The sequence below is a fragment of the Chryseobacterium taiwanense genome (genome assembly GCF_000813825.1).
Taxonomy (GTDB): domain Bacteria; phylum Bacteroidota; class Bacteroidia; order Flavobacteriales; family Weeksellaceae; genus Chryseobacterium; species Chryseobacterium taiwanense.
Map to the genome: position 1 here is coordinate 213,699 of NZ_JWTA01000015.1, position 14,654 is coordinate 228,352.

Here is a 14,654-nt window from a genome sequence, read left to right on the forward strand (position 1 = left end):
TAAATTTGTATAAAATGAAATGGAAATTTAATTTTTCATTTTAAAAAAATACTGAATGTTTGAACTTATATTATCTGCTATTGTATTAGGATTCATGTTGAGTCTGGTTTTTATAGGACCTATCTTTTTCCTTTTAATAGAAACCAGTTTTTCCAGAGGTCCGAAACATGCTTTAGCATTGGATTTAGGGGTTATTTCTGCCGACCTATTATGCATTTTAGCAGCATATTATGCGAGTGCAGATATTGTAACCCTGATTGACAAACATCCTGGATTTTATAGAATTACCTCTATTCTTATCTTAGTATACGGAATTGTAATGATGGTCACGAAAACCAAAATGCATATTCCTGGTGAAGAAAAAATTATTAATCAAAATTATTTTAAGACTTTTATTAATGGTTTTTTCTTCAATCTTTTAAATGTTGGAGTAATCCTTTTTTGGCTGGTAACGGTGATTTCGGTGAGAAATCAATATCCGGATACCGGCAATTTTGTTTTATACATCGGGGTTGTGATCGGGACTTACCTATTCATAGACCTTATCAAAATATTTTTAGCCAAACAATTCCATGATAAATTGACCCAAAAACTGGCAAATAAAATCAGAAGAATTGTAGGCGGAATCCTTATTATATTCAGTTTCTTTATCTTTTTACAAAGTTTCAAAATGTTTAATCAGTTTGATAAACGATTAGAAGAAGCAGAGAAGACTGAAGTAAAATATCAAAAAGCCAAATGACAAAAATAATCTTTCCGAAAGCTCTTTCAAAAGGTGCTAAAATAGCCGTAATTTCTCCTGCAGGAGCCGTAGAAGCTTCTCAACTGGAAAAAGGAATTGAAATGATTAAAAGTAAAGGGTACGAACCTGTTTTGGGTGAACATCTTTACACCAAATTTTCAAACGGATATAATTACGCCGGAACGGAGCAGGAAAGAACAAAAGATATCAACTGGGCTTTAAATGATAATGAAATAGCGGCAATCTGGGCTTCAAGAGGAGGATATGGCTGCCAGCATCTTATTCAGGATCTAGATCTTAAAAACTTTACGAAAAATCCGAAATGGTATATCGGATATTCTGATAATACGGTGATTCAAAGTTATTTGTTGAAGAAAGGCTTTGCTTCTATTCATGGACAAACCATTAAAACATCAAGTTTTGGAGTCACTGAGGAAAGTTATGAATTGATTTTTGACATTCTAAAAGGAAAAACTCCAAAATATAGTCTTAAATCGCATCAATTTAATAAGCAAGGAACTATTGAGGGAGAATTAGTTGGAGGAAATTTAGCCTTAATTTATGCCCTTTTAGGAACAAAATATTCTTTTGACTTTAAAGATAAAATTTTATTCATTGAAGATATTGGAGAAAACTTCTATGCACTCGACAGAATGATCATGAGTCTGGAACTCGCTGGAGTATTTAATAAGATTTCAGGATTGATTGTTGGAGGAATGACCAATATGGGCGATGAAAAGGAGAATAAACAATATGAAGAAAGCTTTGATGATTTTGCTTATCAGTTGATTTCATACAGAATTTCAAAGTATGATTTTCCCGTCGTTTTTGGTTTTCCTAATGGACATATTAAAGACAATAGACCTTTGATTATCGGTGGAAATGTGAAAATGAGAGTTGAGGATAAGGTTAAGATTGAGTTTTAGGAAATGGGCTTCTTATTTCTTCGTACTCTAGGCATGTATATAGTCTATTTTAGATCTTTAATAAAAGATGATAAATTGAGTCTAAGGGAAATTTGGAATAAAAGAGAAGAATATAATCTTGCTTTATATGGATTATTATTTTGGATCATTTCTCTGATTATATGCTTTTGTACATTAGCTTATTGCGTTAAAAATAATCTTACGGTTTAATGGCAACTCACAACGATTTCGGAAAAAAAGCAGAAGATCTGGCTGTAGAATTTCTACAGAAAAACGGCTATAAAATCTTGGCAAGAAATTTTCGATTTCAAAAAGCTGAGATTGATATTATTGCTGAAAAAGATAATCTCATTATCGTTGTGGAAGTAAAAGCACGTTCGACGGATGCTTTTATATTGCCTCAGGAAGCTGTAAATAAAACCAAAATAAAATTGATCGTTTCAGCAACCGATCATTATCTGGAAGAATTTAATAAAAATCAGGAAGTGAGATTTGATATTATTTCTGTTCTTCCCGATGAAAAAGGAAATTTAACTATAGAGCATATTGAAAATGCTTTTGAAGCGTTTGATGCCAACTAAAAATAATTATACATTTTACAATAAAATGAAAACAATATTAGTAACCGGAGCGACTTCCGGAATAGGAAAATCTACAGCGGAATTATTTGCTAAACAAGGAAACAGAGTTATCATTTGTGGAAGGAGATCTGAGGTATTAGAATCAGTAAAAACTGAATTATCAGAAGTCACCGAAATATTTAGTTTAAATTTTGATGTAAGGAATTTAGAAGAAGTAGAAACGGCTATCAATTCGCTTCCTGCAGAATGGCAAAATATTGATGTTCTGGTTAATAATGCCGGAAACGCACATGGTTTAGACCCTCTTTCGGCAGGGAAAACTGACGATTGGGATTCAATGATCGATGGAAATGTGAAAGGTCTTTTATATGTTTCCAAAAAGATTATTCCAGGAATGAAAGAAAGAAATTCGGGACATATCGTAAATATTAGTTCTGTTGCTGCAAGGCAAACGTATGCTAACGGAGTTGTGTATTGTGCAACAAAAAAAGCGGTAGATGTAATTTCTGAAGGAATGAGAATTGAATTAACAGAGTTTGGAATTAAAGTAACCAATATTCAACCGGGAGCTGTAGAAACTGATTTTTCTATGGTAAGATTTAAAGGGGACAGTGATAAAGCAGCAACCGTATATGCAGGATATGAGCCTTTAAAAGCCGAAGATATTGCGGATTCTATTGCGTATTGTGTAAATGCTCCGAAACATGTTTGTGTTTCAGATATGACGATTTATCCAACTGCTCAGGCAGAACCGAGAACAATTTATAGAAAATAGTCTCAAAATAATGGTTTAAATTTGCAGAAATATTTAGCATTTTTAATGGCTAAGTGATTAAATTATATACTGAGAAAATGAAAATTTTATATCTAGAAACTTCTTCAAAAAACTGTTCAGTAGCGATTTCAGATGATGAAAAACTTCTGTGTCTTACGGAAGAAGTTTCCGATAATTATAAGCAGTCTGAAAGTCTTCACACTTTTGTAGAATGGGCGTTGGAAGGTGCCGGAATTTCCATGAAAGAGATCGAAGCGGTTTCTTTAGGAAAAGGTCCGGGTTCGTATACCGGATTAAGAATTGGTGCTTCATCTGCAAAAGGGTTTTGCTATGGACTGAAGATTCCATTGATTGCGGTTAATTCTTTAGAAAGCATGATAGAGCCTTTTTTAGATAAAAACTATGACTTTGTGATCCCTTTGATCGATGCGAGAAGAATGGAGGTTTATACAGCCGTTTATGACGGGAAAACAGGCGAAGAGATTTCTGAGACGGAAGCCAAAGTGTTAGATGAAAATTCTTTTGAAGGATTTAAAGAAAAAAAAGTGGTATTTGTAGGTGATGGTGCTAAAAAAGCGAAGGAGATTTTACAGCTTCCTAATGCAGATTATCATGAAGACATCTACCCTTCTGCTCAATATTTAATTAAAAAGAGTCTTGAAAAACTCAACCAAAAAGAGTTTGAAGATACAGCGTATTTTGAGCCTTTTTATCTTAAAGATTTTCATGGAGTAAAGAAAAAGAAATCGGAAGATTCTTAGTAATACGAAATAACAGATATAAATAAAAAAAGCGAAGAAATTAATCTTCGCTTTTTTATTTTATTTTGGTTTTGCCGGAACCGCATTGGTATTTGGGATCTGCATTCCTGGAGGATTATTATTCGGTTTTTTCGGAGGCTTGTTACCACTGCTCTCGTTTAATGTACCTACCTGCTGTTGTTGGAGATTATTAGGTTGCTGAGGAACATTATTATTTACCTTATTTTGAGGGATCGTATTTCCTTTATTATCCGTTGGCTGGAATTTGATATCACTCTTTAAGTAATTAAGCATTTCTTTAGCCTTTATTCCTTCTGGTGTTTTAGTATAATTTAAAGCTATCTGCTCCAGCTGAAGAATCATCACCTCTTTCCCACTCGATTTTCCTGAATTAAAAGCATTTAAAAGATAAAGCTTAGGAATCAGTGCATCTTTAGGATATTGCTGAATTGCCTGATCGAGAACGGCTTTACTTTCTGCAAATTTTTCAGATTCATACAAAGAAAATGCCTCTTTGTATTTGTTTTCTACATCTTCCGATGATTTTACGAACGTATTGTTTTTAGGATTTCTTACGAATTCTGCATAAGCAGTATATGGATAATCTGTAAGAAGGATCTGTTTTGCTCTTTCGGCTGCTTGAGGATTTTTCTCATAATTCATGGCAAAAATCTCATAAAGCGCCTGTATCATTACTTTTTCTTCAGGTTTTACATCTACCAGATCATACAATGTTTTTGTAGCTAAAGGAGTATTGGTAAAGTAATTCTGATACATCACTCCCAATCCTAAAGAAGCAGTGTCTCTGTCTTTCTTTAATTGGCTTATATCACTCGGAATTTGCTCAATGTAATAGGAAGCTTCAAAACGTCTTGGATTAGGCGTAGAAGTTGTTCCTAAAGCCTCGTTTTTCATATCTTCAAGAGTCGCCATCTTTTTAGAATAACGCCAGTTATCTGAAAGGGCTCTATCTCCCCAAGTCTGTCTAAAGGAAGATGTTCCTTTGCTTACCGTACCTGTATTGGCAAAATAAAAACCTTTAGCGGCAACCCCAAAATCTTCAAAAGAATTAGAGCTGTTAGCGAAAATAGAAGTAGAATTATAATCTCCCGTATCAAAACCTTTGCTTCGTTCTGCACGTCTTCTTTCCAGTTCTTCTTTCTCTTCTTTAGCTTTTATCTTTGCAATATACTTTGTGAAAAAATCAGTTTTTTGCTCAGGGCTCATTTTAGCTAAAGAAATGATACTGTCATTTTTCTTGATCAGATAATAGTTTTTAGAAATCTTCTTGATGTAAGAGGATTGATCTTGCAAAAGGATTTTAGAAGGTTGATACGTCATTACTGCTAATGCAGAATCATAATAAATTCCTGCTCCTATGTAATCATTTTTATCTAAATACCCCTTTCCTATTTCATAATAAGTTAACCCGCGAAGCTGTTGATCTGAAACCTTTTCTTTCAAAGATTTTCTGAAAAACTGCTGAGCTTCATCTGCTTTTCCGGCTTTGTTGGCCATTAATCCTAAAGCATAGTAAAATTCATTCTTTCTGGAACCATAAGTTCCTTTTTTACTGATGTTTTCAAGATATTTTCTCGCTCCGCTATAGTCTCCTTTTCCATTGAACGTTTTTGCGATAGCAATCTGAGATTTTACCTCAAATTCAAAATCATTGGCATATTTATAAGCGGCTAAAAAGCTTTCTCTGGCCTTTTCATTTTGTCCAAGATTCTCCAAAACCTGCCCTCTTAAATAAGCAATTCTACTTTTTAGTTTTCTGTTATTGTTTACTTCAAAAGCAAGGTCTAATTCTCTTACAGCCTCTTCTTTTCTTCCGGCATCCAGCAAAGATTCTGAATGGAAAATGGTCAAAAGCTTCTTATAATCTTTATCTATTTTCTCATCCTTAAGTCTGGCAAAGATTTCGTGAGCTTTATTATAATTTTTCATTTGAGAATAAGCCAGTCCCTGATAAATATATGCCAAAGGAATTCTTTTATCTCCTTTCATATTAGAAAAGACATAGTTTAAAGCATCCAGAGCATCTAAAGATTTATTCTGATAAATTCTCGATTGGGCAAGAATCATATACGCATCAAAAATGGTTTTGTTTTTTTCTTCTCCATTTTTAATGACTGAATATTTATTAATTGCTTTTAAAGCCTTTGCTTCAGCAATTTCTAATGCACTTGCTCCTTTTGGAGTTGACTGATTCGGATCCTGTGGATTCCCCGGCATCCCAGACATTCCTGGTATTCCTTGAGGCTGATTTGGGGTTGTTCTTGCACCATCTGTTCTATTATTTACCCCTCCCATTTTCATGGAATTTTCGGCAAATGCAGATGATTGACCCAAATCGCTTCCTAATGGCTGATCTTCATAGGTAAGAATAGGAATATAAGGAGCATAAAAATTGTCCTTATACGCCTTATCACGGGTTTCAAACTCAGAGTTTAATGCATCTTTAGCATTAAAAAGAGTGTTGTAATATGTGGAAAATCCTTTTAAAAATTTAGATCGTTGTTCCGGCTTCTTGACTTTCATTCCGCAAGAAATTACGATACAGGATGTTAAAAGGAATAAAATTTTCTTTTTCATTATTCAATATAACTCGCTAATCTACTTTTTATTATCAGCAGATTTGATGATTCTGTAAAAATAATAAAATTTTATATTGAAACTCTTTATATTTCTTTCAAAATTTTGTAAACTAAATGGGTAGGAAGTCCCATAATGGTATAAAAACTACCATTTATCTTTTTAATTTTAGCCATTCCGAGCCATTCCTGTATTCCATAACTTCCGGCTTTATCAAATGGTTTGTAGTTTTGAATGTAATATTCTATTTCATCATTTGTTAAATCATCGATTTCTACGTCTGCAACATCGGTTTTGGTGATGGTATTATTTATAGTTTTAATCGTAATTCCTGTATAAACCTGATGTGTTTTTCCTGAAAGGAGTTGAAGCATTTTTCTTGCCTCTTCTTCACCTATAGGTTTTCCAAGAAATTGATTATCAATAGCTACAACGGTATCTGCTGTCAGCAAAACTTCATTTTCTTCCAGCGTTCGAAAGGCACTTGCTTTTAATTCAGACAGATAACCAGCCGCCTCTCCTACTTGTATGTGCCTAGGAACAATTTCTTCACAATCAATTTTCACCACTTCAAAATCGAAGCCTAAATTTGATAAAAGCTCTTTCCTCCTAGGTGACTGTGATGCTAATAATATCTTCATTTTCAGAGATTAAATAGATTGAGTGTTATCATCATGCCATTTTCCTTGAACTTTCATTACTTGTTCAATCACATCACGCACTGCCCCGCTTCCTCCTTTTATCGTAGAAATATAATCCGAAACTGCTTTCACTTCCGGAACAGCATTTTCAGGGCAAGCTGCAATAGCAGAGTTCTCCATGATATGAATATCCGGTAAATCGTCTCCCATCGTCAGAATTTCTTCGTTTTTAAGATTATATTTCTTTTTAAAATCTTCAAAATCTTCCAATTTATTATGTGATTTCGGATAATAATCTTCAATTCCAAGATAATTGATTCTGTGCTTTACCATATCGTCATTTCCTCCGGTAATTACTCCAATTAAATAATTGTTTTTTAGAGCTTTAACGACTGCGTAACCATCAAGGACATTCATTACTCTGCACATATTTCCTCCGGGCATCAGATAAACGCTTCCGTCTGTGAAAACACCGTCTACATCGAAAACAAATGCTTTAATATCTTTTAGTTTCTCTTTATAACTCATTTTATTTTAATTTCTTGAAATGTTAATTTTCCCAGCTTAGAATCTCAAGCGGTTAACATTTCTATAAATTATACATTTTTTGAATAGAATGATTCATGGTCTTATAAATCTCAAGACTTTCATCCTTCAGCAATTGTTCATGCAGTTCCAGGATTCTCTTGTCATTTCTTACCGCAGGTCCGGTTTGTGCAGATTCAGGCTCTATTTCATGAATTTTCTGTACCGTTTCATCAATCAATGGTAAAAAATAATCAAACGGAATTTCCTGAGAATCTGAAATTTCTTTAGCCCTTGAAAAAAGATGATTGACAAAATTACAGGCAAAAACAGCTGTCAAATGAATGTATTTTCTCTTTTCATGAGTGCTTTCCATTACTCTTCTAGAGATTTTTGAAGCCAAATCAAATAATATTTTCTTGTCTTCTTCATTTTCTGCCTCTACAAAAAACGGAATATTGGAATAATCCAGTTCTTTTGATTTTGAAAAGGTTTGTAACGGATAAAGACTTGATTTTCTGTACTCCCCTGCTAGAATTTCTTTGGGTAATGATCCCGAAGTATGGGTAACCAGACAATCTTTTTTGGTAATGATCTTAGAAACGGCTTCTACAGAATTATCACTCACACAAATGATATAGACATCTGCATCTTCCAATTTATTAGTTGAGAAGGGAACTTTTAATTCTTCAGAAATTTTTTTCAGTTCCGTTTCGTTTCTTCCAAAAATCTGTGCTAATGGAATAGCATTCAAAACAAAAGCTTTTGCCATATGGTAGGCAACATTTCCGGAACCAATGATTACAATTTGCATAAAACAAAGATAAGGTTTTAGGTTTAGTTATAGAAAATAAGACCAATGAAGGAATATATTTCTTCTTGTAAGGCTAATAAACATAACTATCTGATATTATTTTTGATATTTGGACTAAAAATTGAATAAGTAATTTAACTTTTAGATATTTTTGTAATCCAAAACAGTGAAAGCATCTTATGAAGATTAAGGACGCGGAAATTATTTCGTTGATGCAAGACCCACGAACTCAGGAGAAAGGAGTTCGCGCATTGATGGATGCTTATCAGAGTAGATTGTATTGGCACATAAGAAGAATTATTGTGGACGGAGATCTTGCTCAGGATACTTTGCAGGAGACTTTTATTAAAGCTTATCAGAATTTTCACCAGTTCAAAAACGATAGCCAATTGTATACATGGCTATACAGAATTGCTACCAACGAAGCATTACAGCAGGTAAATAAAATGAAGAAAATGCAAAAATCTGATGAGGATCCGGAATACCACATGCAGAATCTTATTGCCGACAATGCTTCAGGTGATGCAGAAGAAATACAAATATTACTACAGAACGCCATACAAAGCCTGCCTGAAAAGCAGAAACTGGTATTTATGATGCGGTATTATGATGATTTGCCTTACGAAGAAATATCTAAGATTGTAGATATGTCCGTAGGAACCCTAAAAACAAATTATCATTATGCCAAACAAAAAATAGAAGAATATATCAAAGAGAATTACGAAGATAATTTTTGAGAAACAACGACATGAAAGACTTTGATCTGGAAAAATTAAAACGTGAAAATATCTATAAAGTTCCTGAAAATTTGTTTGAAAATATTCAGAACGAGGTATTGAGCGGAATACATAATTTTGATCTGGAAAAAATAGAACGTAAAAACATTTACACAGTTCCTGAAAAATTATTTGAGAACGTTCAGGAAAATGTATTGAATAGTGTATTGCCGGCGAAAAAAGCACCGATTTTCAAACTGAATTGGGCTTATGCAGCTGCGGCATCAATAGCATTGATTTTTGGAGCGACTTTTGTTTTTAATAATGACAATCCTAATGATGTGCAGCAGAAGTTTGCGGTTAATAATAACGAGCCTAAAACAGAAAGTGAGCTTGCGTATGAAACTTTAAAATCTGATTTAACTTCCGTTGAAAATAATAATCAAACAACTGTAAATCAGAATAATAATTCTTTTGTACAGAATGAAGCAAGTGGTGAACAAAAGACAGTAACGAAAACAGTAAAACCTGTTTCGAAAAAAGAGGAAACTCAGGTAAACGAATATTTGGATTCTTTCTCTAATTCTGAAATGGCAGAATTAGCAAGTAATTCAACACAGGATGTTTATTTGGATTTATATAATTAAAAAAGAGATGAAAAAGATATTATTTACACTTTTTATCATTTATGGTTTTGGCTTAAATGCACAAAGGACAGACTATGACTGGAAAAAAATGGATCCCAAACAAAGAAAAGAGGTGATCAACAATCTTTCTCCGGAAGAAAGAAAAGCGCTTCTTACTAAGTTCAGGAACAATATGGTGATGGATAATTTGAATATTGACCCGAGTGATAAAACTGAATTTACAGAAATTTATAACGAATATCTGGAAAACCAAAAACAAATAAAAAGTCAGTTTAATTCTAATTTTAATCCTGAAACTTTATCTGATGATGAAGCTAAAGCTAAATTGCAACAAAGCTTTGAAGTAGGGCAGAAGTTATTGGATAACAGAAAAAAATATGCGGATAAACTGCAACAAGTAATTCCTTGCCAGAAAGTCTTGAAGCTGTTTCAATCCGAGGGAATGATGAGAGATAAAATGAATGAAAGAAAACCTCATGGAAACGGGAATGATTCAAGACCTAAGCAATCCCCATAATAGTTTATTTTTTTAATGTTGGACGCCCCTCGCAATTTATTTGTGAGGGGCGTTTAATTTTATTTATTTTCAGTAGAATAGGAGTAGGGAAAGTCTTTTTCATTCGTTCCACGGCTCTTATTAGGCTTATTATCCATATTAAACTGTAAAGTGGTGCCTTTCATTAGTTCTGCATGACTTAGCCAGTTTTTGGAATAGCTTTTACCGTTCATATTCAATAATTTTACGTAACGGTTTTCGTCGCTGTTATCATCCGCTTTAATTTCAATATTCTTTCCGTTTTCTAGATGAATAGTTGCACTTTTAAACAAAGGAGCTCCCAAAACATATTGATCTGTCGCCGGAGTTACAGGATAAAAACCTAGAGCAGAGAAAATATACCAAGCGGAAGTTTGTCCGTTATCTTCATCTCCGCAATATCCATCCGGAGTCGGCTGATATAAGCGATTCATTGTTTCACGAACCCAATATTGTGTTTTCCAGGGTTCTCCCGAATAATTATACAGATAAATGATATGTTGAGCAGGCTGATTTCCGTGTGCATATTGTCCCATATTAGCATTCACCATTTCCTGAATTTCGTGAATGGTTGAGCCATAATAAGAGTCATCATAAATTGGAGGGAGTTCAAAAACCTGATCCAGTTTTTTTGAGAATTCTTTTTTTCCACCCATTAATTTTGCCAAGCCTTCAATATCCTGAAAAACTGACCATGTATAATGCCACGAATTTCCTTCGGTAAAAGCATCGCCCCATTTAAAGGGATTGAAAGGAGCCTGAAAACTTCCGTCCTGATTTCTTCCCCGAGCCAATTTTGTCTCCGGATCAATCATTTTCTGGAAATTCTGAGAACGTCTGTAATATTCTCCCCATTCAGATTCGGGTTTTCCTAGAGCTTTTCCTAATTGTGCAATCGCGAAATCATCATACGCATATTCTAATGTTCTGGCTGCATTTTCATTGATTTTTACATCGTAAGGAACGTAGCCCAGTTTTTTATAATATTCAATTCCTAATCGTCCTGTTGCTTGTGGACCTTCATTATTGGCTCCATGAAGTAAAGCTTGGTACAAAGTTTCAATATCGTAGCCTCTTAAACCTTTCAAATACGCATCTGCAACCACAGAAGCAGAATTATTTCCAATCATAATATCAGAATAGGATGGACTTGACCATTCCGGAAGCCAACCTCCTTCTTTATAATCGCTAATTAATCCTTTCTGCATTTCAACGTTGATGCTTGGATAAACTAAATTTAAGAAAGGGTAGAGCGCTCTGAACGTATCCCAGAAACCTGTTCCTGCAAAACGATATCCTGCTTCGGTTTTCCCTGAATACGGGCTGTAATGAACAACTTTTCCGGCTTTATTGATCTCATACATTTTATGAGGGAAACAAAGCATTCTGTACAAAGAAGAGTAGAATGTTCTCATTTGATCGATGGTTCCGCCTGCAACTTCAACCCGTTTTAATTTTTCATTCCAAGCAAATTTTGCTTTTTTAAACGTATCATCAAATGAATCTTTATTGAGTTCTCTTTGTAAATTCAATTCTGCCTGTTCCAAACTAATGAATGAAGAAGCAACTTTTAAATTCACTTTTTCACCTTTTTTAGTGGCAAAACCAACGACAGCTCCGCAATGATTTCCTGTAATTTCTAAGGAATCTTTTACAAAATCTTTATCCTTCCAAGTTGAATATTTTGTAAAAGGTTTATCGGAATAAATCACGAAATAATTTTTAAAACCAGTCAATTTTCCTCTTGAATATCTTGTCGAATACCCTATAATTTTATTTTGAGAAGGAATAATCGTAATACTGGAGCCTTTATCAAAAGCGTCTACTACAAACCATGAAGTTTCAGAATCAGGATAGGTTAGGCGAAACTGTGCTGCTCTTTCTGTTGGTGTAATTTCTGCCGTTACATTATGATCAGCCAAATAAACACTGTAGTAATAAGGTTTTGAAGTTTCGGATTTATGGGAAAACCAACTTGCTCTTTCTTCTTCATTAAAACGCATTTTTCCGGTTAGTGGCATAATGGAAAACATTCCGTAATCATTCATCCATGGGGAAGGTTGATGAGTTTGTTTGATTCCGCGGATTTTATCGGCATCGTAAGTATATTGCCATCCGTTTCCGTTTTTTCCGGTTTGGGGCGTCCACAAATTCATTCCATGCGGAACTGCAACTGCGGGATACGTATTTCCATTGGAAAGGGAAGGTTTTGAAAGTGAACCAATTAAAGGATTCACAAATTCTTCCGGATTTTGTACCGCATTTTCAATCCATTGTGACTGCATTTGATTGAAAGGAATGATTAAAAGAAATAAAAGAATTTTTTTCATTTTAAAAATGATGGTTGAATTTTTAAACATTTTCAAGGGGAAAGTTAAAGATTTTCTTAGGAATGATAGCAGATATAAGATATAATTAAACTTATCGATCAGAATATAGTGATAGAAAAGTAGGTTAGGTCTATCTTTGTTTGTAAATTGATATTTCAAATTTTATTGAATTTTTAATCCTTGATGAACAAATCGATTGTAATCTTCATTGTATTTTTAAGCTGTTTTTCTTTTTCTAATGCACAGGAAAGAAAAGATTCGATCTATTATAAAATTGAAAAATTTTCAGATAAAAGAAAAGTTACCAAGTTCTTTCATCGTCTCCTATTTCGTAGAGAAGCAGATTCTACTTCTGTACGAACAACCACTGAGAAGCTTTTGCAGGAAACGCATAACGGGAAATATATCAGAAATATTCAGATTGAAACAATCGACCCGTTTGGATATGGCTCTCAAAATAAAAAAGAAAAATATAAGTGGTACGATTGGGTAACCAATCATCTTCATGCGAATACGAAAAACTCTGTCGTTAATAATTACTTACTCTTTCAAAAAGGAGAGGAATATAATGCACAGAAAATTTATGAATCCGAACGTTTACTGAGAACAATGCCTTTTATAAACAGGGTGAATATAAGCGTTTCTGACAGTACTTCTACGAAAGATTCAATTGATATTATAGTTAAAGTTCTTGATTCCTGGAGTTTAAAACCGAGAATCAGTTATTCGGGAAGTAAAATTGGGTTGGGAGTTACCGAAGAAAATGTTTTTGGATTGGGACATGAGTTCGATTTTCTGTATCGAAATGATTCCAAAGAAAAACAGAATTATCTTTTGGGAAGTTATACAGCCTACAATCTTTTTGGCTCATATATTAATGCCCAGATTCTGGGAGAACGTGATTTTTCAAAAAATGAAAGAATCGACTTTAATGTGACCAGGAATTTTTTCTCTCCGTTGACGAAATGGGCGGGAGGTTTTAGTTTCGAATATTTTATGCGAAATGTTTTACTTCCTATAGGATCTGAGACGCCTTTTCCGGAAGCTCAGATAAAAGTGTATAATCAGGATTTATGGGGAGGATATCAAATTCCTGTTTCATCAAACCCAAGTGAAAAAGTTTCTAGTAATATTGCCTTGATAGGAAGGTTTCAGAATTATCAGTACAAAGACAGCCCTGAAATAGATCAATATGAATATTTCAGTTCTTACAGCAGTTTTTTGATGTCTATCGGATACATTCAACGAAAATTTTCAATTCAAAAAAATATTTTTCAATATGATTTGCCGGAAGATATTGCCTATGGTAATTCTGTCAACATCATTGCAGGAGCTTTATCAAGAAGTAATGAAGTTATCCCATATACCGGAATTTCTACATCTTATGGGGATTTTACAAAATTCGGATACTTTACTTTGAGGGCTCAGTTTGGAAGATTCTTTAACGAGGATAGGCAAAACCGCGAGTCTTTCCGTTTGGATGGAACCTATTTTACCAATCTTATGGATTGGAAATTTGCAAAAGCAAGGCATTTCTTTTCTCCGACTTTAGCACTGGGAAATCCGCAGTATAATTATTCTTATAAAGACAGGATCAATCTTTCTGCAAATGATGAATTTCCTGTGTACAATGGTGATTATATCGGAACAAGAAAATTGGTCTTAAGATATCAGCTTCAGCTTTTTGTAAATAAAACCTGGAAGAATTTTCATTTTAGTCCTTACTTAACGGCTGCAATCGGTTGGTTGGGAATGCCGGATGAAAAATTATTGAAAACAACCGCAAACACAAAAATCGGGATAGGGGTTTTGATTAATAATCCGTTTCTGGTATTTAACAGAATTCAAATTTCTTTCACTTATTATCCTCGTGTACCTTTCGATAATAATTCTGTTTTTGATTTTAACAGCAATCGAAATAATCTGTTACCGATGAATAGTTTTGCGACGGAGATCCCTCGTTTCGTAAATTTTGGAAATTAAAACTATGATTTCTGGATGAGCTGATAAGCTGAATGTTTAAAAATTCAAGTTCTATTTATAACTAAAAATTAAATTTTGTC

At 33.8% G+C, this 14,654-nt stretch carries 14 protein-coding genes; 9 read left to right on the forward strand and 5 right to left on the reverse strand.

The features are described from left to right. The first annotated feature begins 55 nt into the window (after positions 1–55). From RM51_RS15645 to tsaB, 5 genes are all read left to right on the forward strand, one after another. On the forward strand, positions 56–742 hold the full coding sequence (locus tag RM51_RS15645; RefSeq protein WP_039371645.1) for a LysE family translocator: 687 nt from the start codon (positions 56–58) through the stop codon (positions 740–742). Beyond that, positions 739–1,668 (forward strand): S66 peptidase family protein, encoded by a 930-nt coding sequence (locus tag RM51_RS15650; protein ID WP_039371648.1) that lies wholly within the window; start codon positions 739–741, stop codon positions 1,666–1,668. The genes RM51_RS15645 and RM51_RS15650 overlap by 4 nt, the downstream gene beginning before the upstream one ends. Positions 1,669–1,877: 209 nt before the next feature. Continuing rightward, positions 1,878–2,249 (forward strand): YraN family protein, encoded by a 372-nt coding sequence (locus tag RM51_RS15655; protein WP_039371650.1) that lies wholly within the window; start codon positions 1,878–1,880, stop codon positions 2,247–2,249. Between the two features lie 25 nt (positions 2,250–2,274). After that, entirely contained in the window at positions 2,275–3,024 is a 750-nt protein-coding gene (locus tag RM51_RS15660) for an SDR family NAD(P)-dependent oxidoreductase (RefSeq protein WP_039372069.1), read from the forward strand. A 77-nt stretch (positions 3,025–3,101) separates the two neighbouring features. Continuing rightward, a complete protein-coding gene (gene tsaB / locus RM51_RS15665; RefSeq protein WP_039371653.1) occupies positions 3,102–3,785 on the forward strand; it encodes a tRNA (adenosine(37)-N6)-threonylcarbamoyltransferase complex dimerization subunit type 1 TsaB in 684 nt (227 codons plus the stop codon). Between the two features lie 60 nt (positions 3,786–3,845). Here the strand turns inward: tsaB and porW are convergent, their stop codons facing one another. From porW to RM51_RS15685, 4 genes are all read right to left on the reverse strand, one after another. Then, positions 3,846–6,383, reverse strand: coding sequence for a type IX secretion system periplasmic lipoprotein PorW/SprE (porW, locus tag RM51_RS15670; RefSeq protein WP_084111171.1), 2,538 nt, complete (start codon positions 6,381–6,383; stop codon positions 3,846–3,848). Positions 6,384–6,469: 86 nt separating this feature from the next. Next, positions 6,470–7,024: a Maf family protein gene (locus RM51_RS15675; RefSeq protein WP_039371655.1), complete on the reverse strand. Its 555-nt coding sequence runs from the start codon at positions 7,022–7,024 to the stop codon at positions 6,470–6,472. 9 nt (positions 7,025–7,033) lie between these two features. Further along, the gene (locus RM51_RS15680; RefSeq protein WP_039371657.1) at positions 7,034–7,552 is read right to left on the reverse strand and encodes a KdsC family phosphatase; all 519 of its coding nucleotides are present in this window, start codon (positions 7,550–7,552) and stop codon (positions 7,034–7,036) included. A 61-nt stretch (positions 7,553–7,613) separates the two neighbouring features. Further along, the gene (locus tag RM51_RS15685) at positions 7,614–8,363 is read right to left on the reverse strand and encodes a Rossmann-like and DUF2520 domain-containing protein (RefSeq protein ID WP_039371659.1); all 750 of its coding nucleotides are present in this window, start codon (positions 8,361–8,363) and stop codon (positions 7,614–7,616) included. A gap of 179 nt (positions 8,364–8,542) precedes the next feature. Here RM51_RS15685 and RM51_RS15690 point away from each other — a divergent pair, with 179 nt between their 5' ends. Genes RM51_RS15690 through RM51_RS15700 form a run of 3 tightly spaced genes read left to right on the forward strand, consistent with a single transcriptional unit; the run spans position 8,543 to position 10,243 of the window. Beyond that, the gene (locus RM51_RS15690; RefSeq protein ID WP_039371662.1) at positions 8,543–9,100 is read left to right on the forward strand and encodes an RNA polymerase sigma factor; all 558 of its coding nucleotides are present in this window, start codon (positions 8,543–8,545) and stop codon (positions 9,098–9,100) included. Then, positions 9,097–9,726, forward strand: coding sequence for a hypothetical protein (locus tag RM51_RS15695; RefSeq protein WP_228375823.1), 630 nt, complete (start codon positions 9,097–9,099; stop codon positions 9,724–9,726). Before RM51_RS15690 ends, RM51_RS15695 begins: the two co-directional genes overlap by 4 nt. A gap of 7 nt (positions 9,727–9,733) precedes the next feature. Continuing rightward, complete coding sequence (locus tag RM51_RS15700; protein ID WP_039372078.1) at positions 9,734–10,243, forward strand: hypothetical protein; 510 nt, start codon at positions 9,734–9,736, stop codon at positions 10,241–10,243. 59 nt (positions 10,244–10,302) lie between these two features. On the opposite strand, the gene RM51_RS15705 is transcribed toward RM51_RS15700, so the two are convergent. Continuing rightward, complete coding sequence (locus RM51_RS15705; RefSeq protein WP_039371664.1) at positions 10,303–12,591, reverse strand: GH92 family glycosyl hydrolase; 2,289 nt, start codon at positions 12,589–12,591, stop codon at positions 10,303–10,305. A gap of 183 nt (positions 12,592–12,774) precedes the next feature. Between RM51_RS15705 and RM51_RS15710 the strand changes: the two genes are divergently transcribed. Then, positions 12,775–14,574: a BamA/TamA family outer membrane protein gene (locus tag RM51_RS15710; RefSeq protein ID WP_039371666.1), complete on the forward strand. Its 1,800-nt coding sequence runs from the start codon at positions 12,775–12,777 to the stop codon at positions 14,572–14,574. Positions 14,575–14,654 lie beyond the last annotated feature (80 nt).

Excerpts from the sequence above, each read along its gene's own strand:
- RM51_RS15645 (WP_039371645.1), top strand. The coding sequence starts at position 56 with ATGTTTGAACTTATATTATCTGCTATTGTATTAGGATTCATGTTGAGT.
- RM51_RS15650 (WP_039371648.1), top strand. The coding sequence starts at position 739 with ATGACAAAAATAATCTTTCCGAAAGCTCTTTCAAAAGGTGCTAAAATA.
- RM51_RS15655 (WP_039371650.1), top strand. The coding sequence starts at position 1,878 with ATGGCAACTCACAACGATTTCGGAAAAAAAGCAGAAGATCTGGCTGTA.
- RM51_RS15660 (WP_039372069.1), top strand. The coding sequence starts at position 2,275 with ATGAAAACAATATTAGTAACCGGAGCGACTTCCGGAATAGGAAAATCT.
- tsaB (WP_039371653.1), top strand. The coding sequence starts at position 3,102 with ATGAAAATTTTATATCTAGAAACTTCTTCAAAAAACTGTTCAGTAGCG.
- porW (WP_084111171.1), bottom strand. The coding sequence starts at position 6,383 with ATGAAAAAGAAAATTTTATTCCTTTTAACATCCTGTATCGTAATTTCT.
- RM51_RS15675 (WP_039371655.1), bottom strand. The coding sequence starts at position 7,024 with ATGAAGATATTATTAGCATCACAGTCACCTAGGAGGAAAGAGCTTTTA.
- RM51_RS15680 (WP_039371657.1), bottom strand. The coding sequence starts at position 7,552 with ATGAGTTATAAAGAGAAACTAAAAGATATTAAAGCATTTGTTTTCGAT.
- RM51_RS15685 (WP_039371659.1), bottom strand. The coding sequence starts at position 8,363 with ATGCAAATTGTAATCATTGGTTCCGGAAATGTTGCCTACCATATGGCA.
- RM51_RS15690 (WP_039371662.1), top strand. The coding sequence starts at position 8,543 with ATGAAGATTAAGGACGCGGAAATTATTTCGTTGATGCAAGACCCACGA.
- RM51_RS15700 (WP_039372078.1), top strand. The coding sequence starts at position 9,734 with ATGAAAAAGATATTATTTACACTTTTTATCATTTATGGTTTTGGCTTA.
- RM51_RS15705 (WP_039371664.1), bottom strand. The coding sequence starts at position 12,591 with ATGAAAAAAATTCTTTTATTTCTTTTAATCATTCCTTTCAATCAAATG.
- RM51_RS15710 (WP_039371666.1), top strand. The coding sequence starts at position 12,775 with ATGAACAAATCGATTGTAATCTTCATTGTATTTTTAAGCTGTTTTTCT.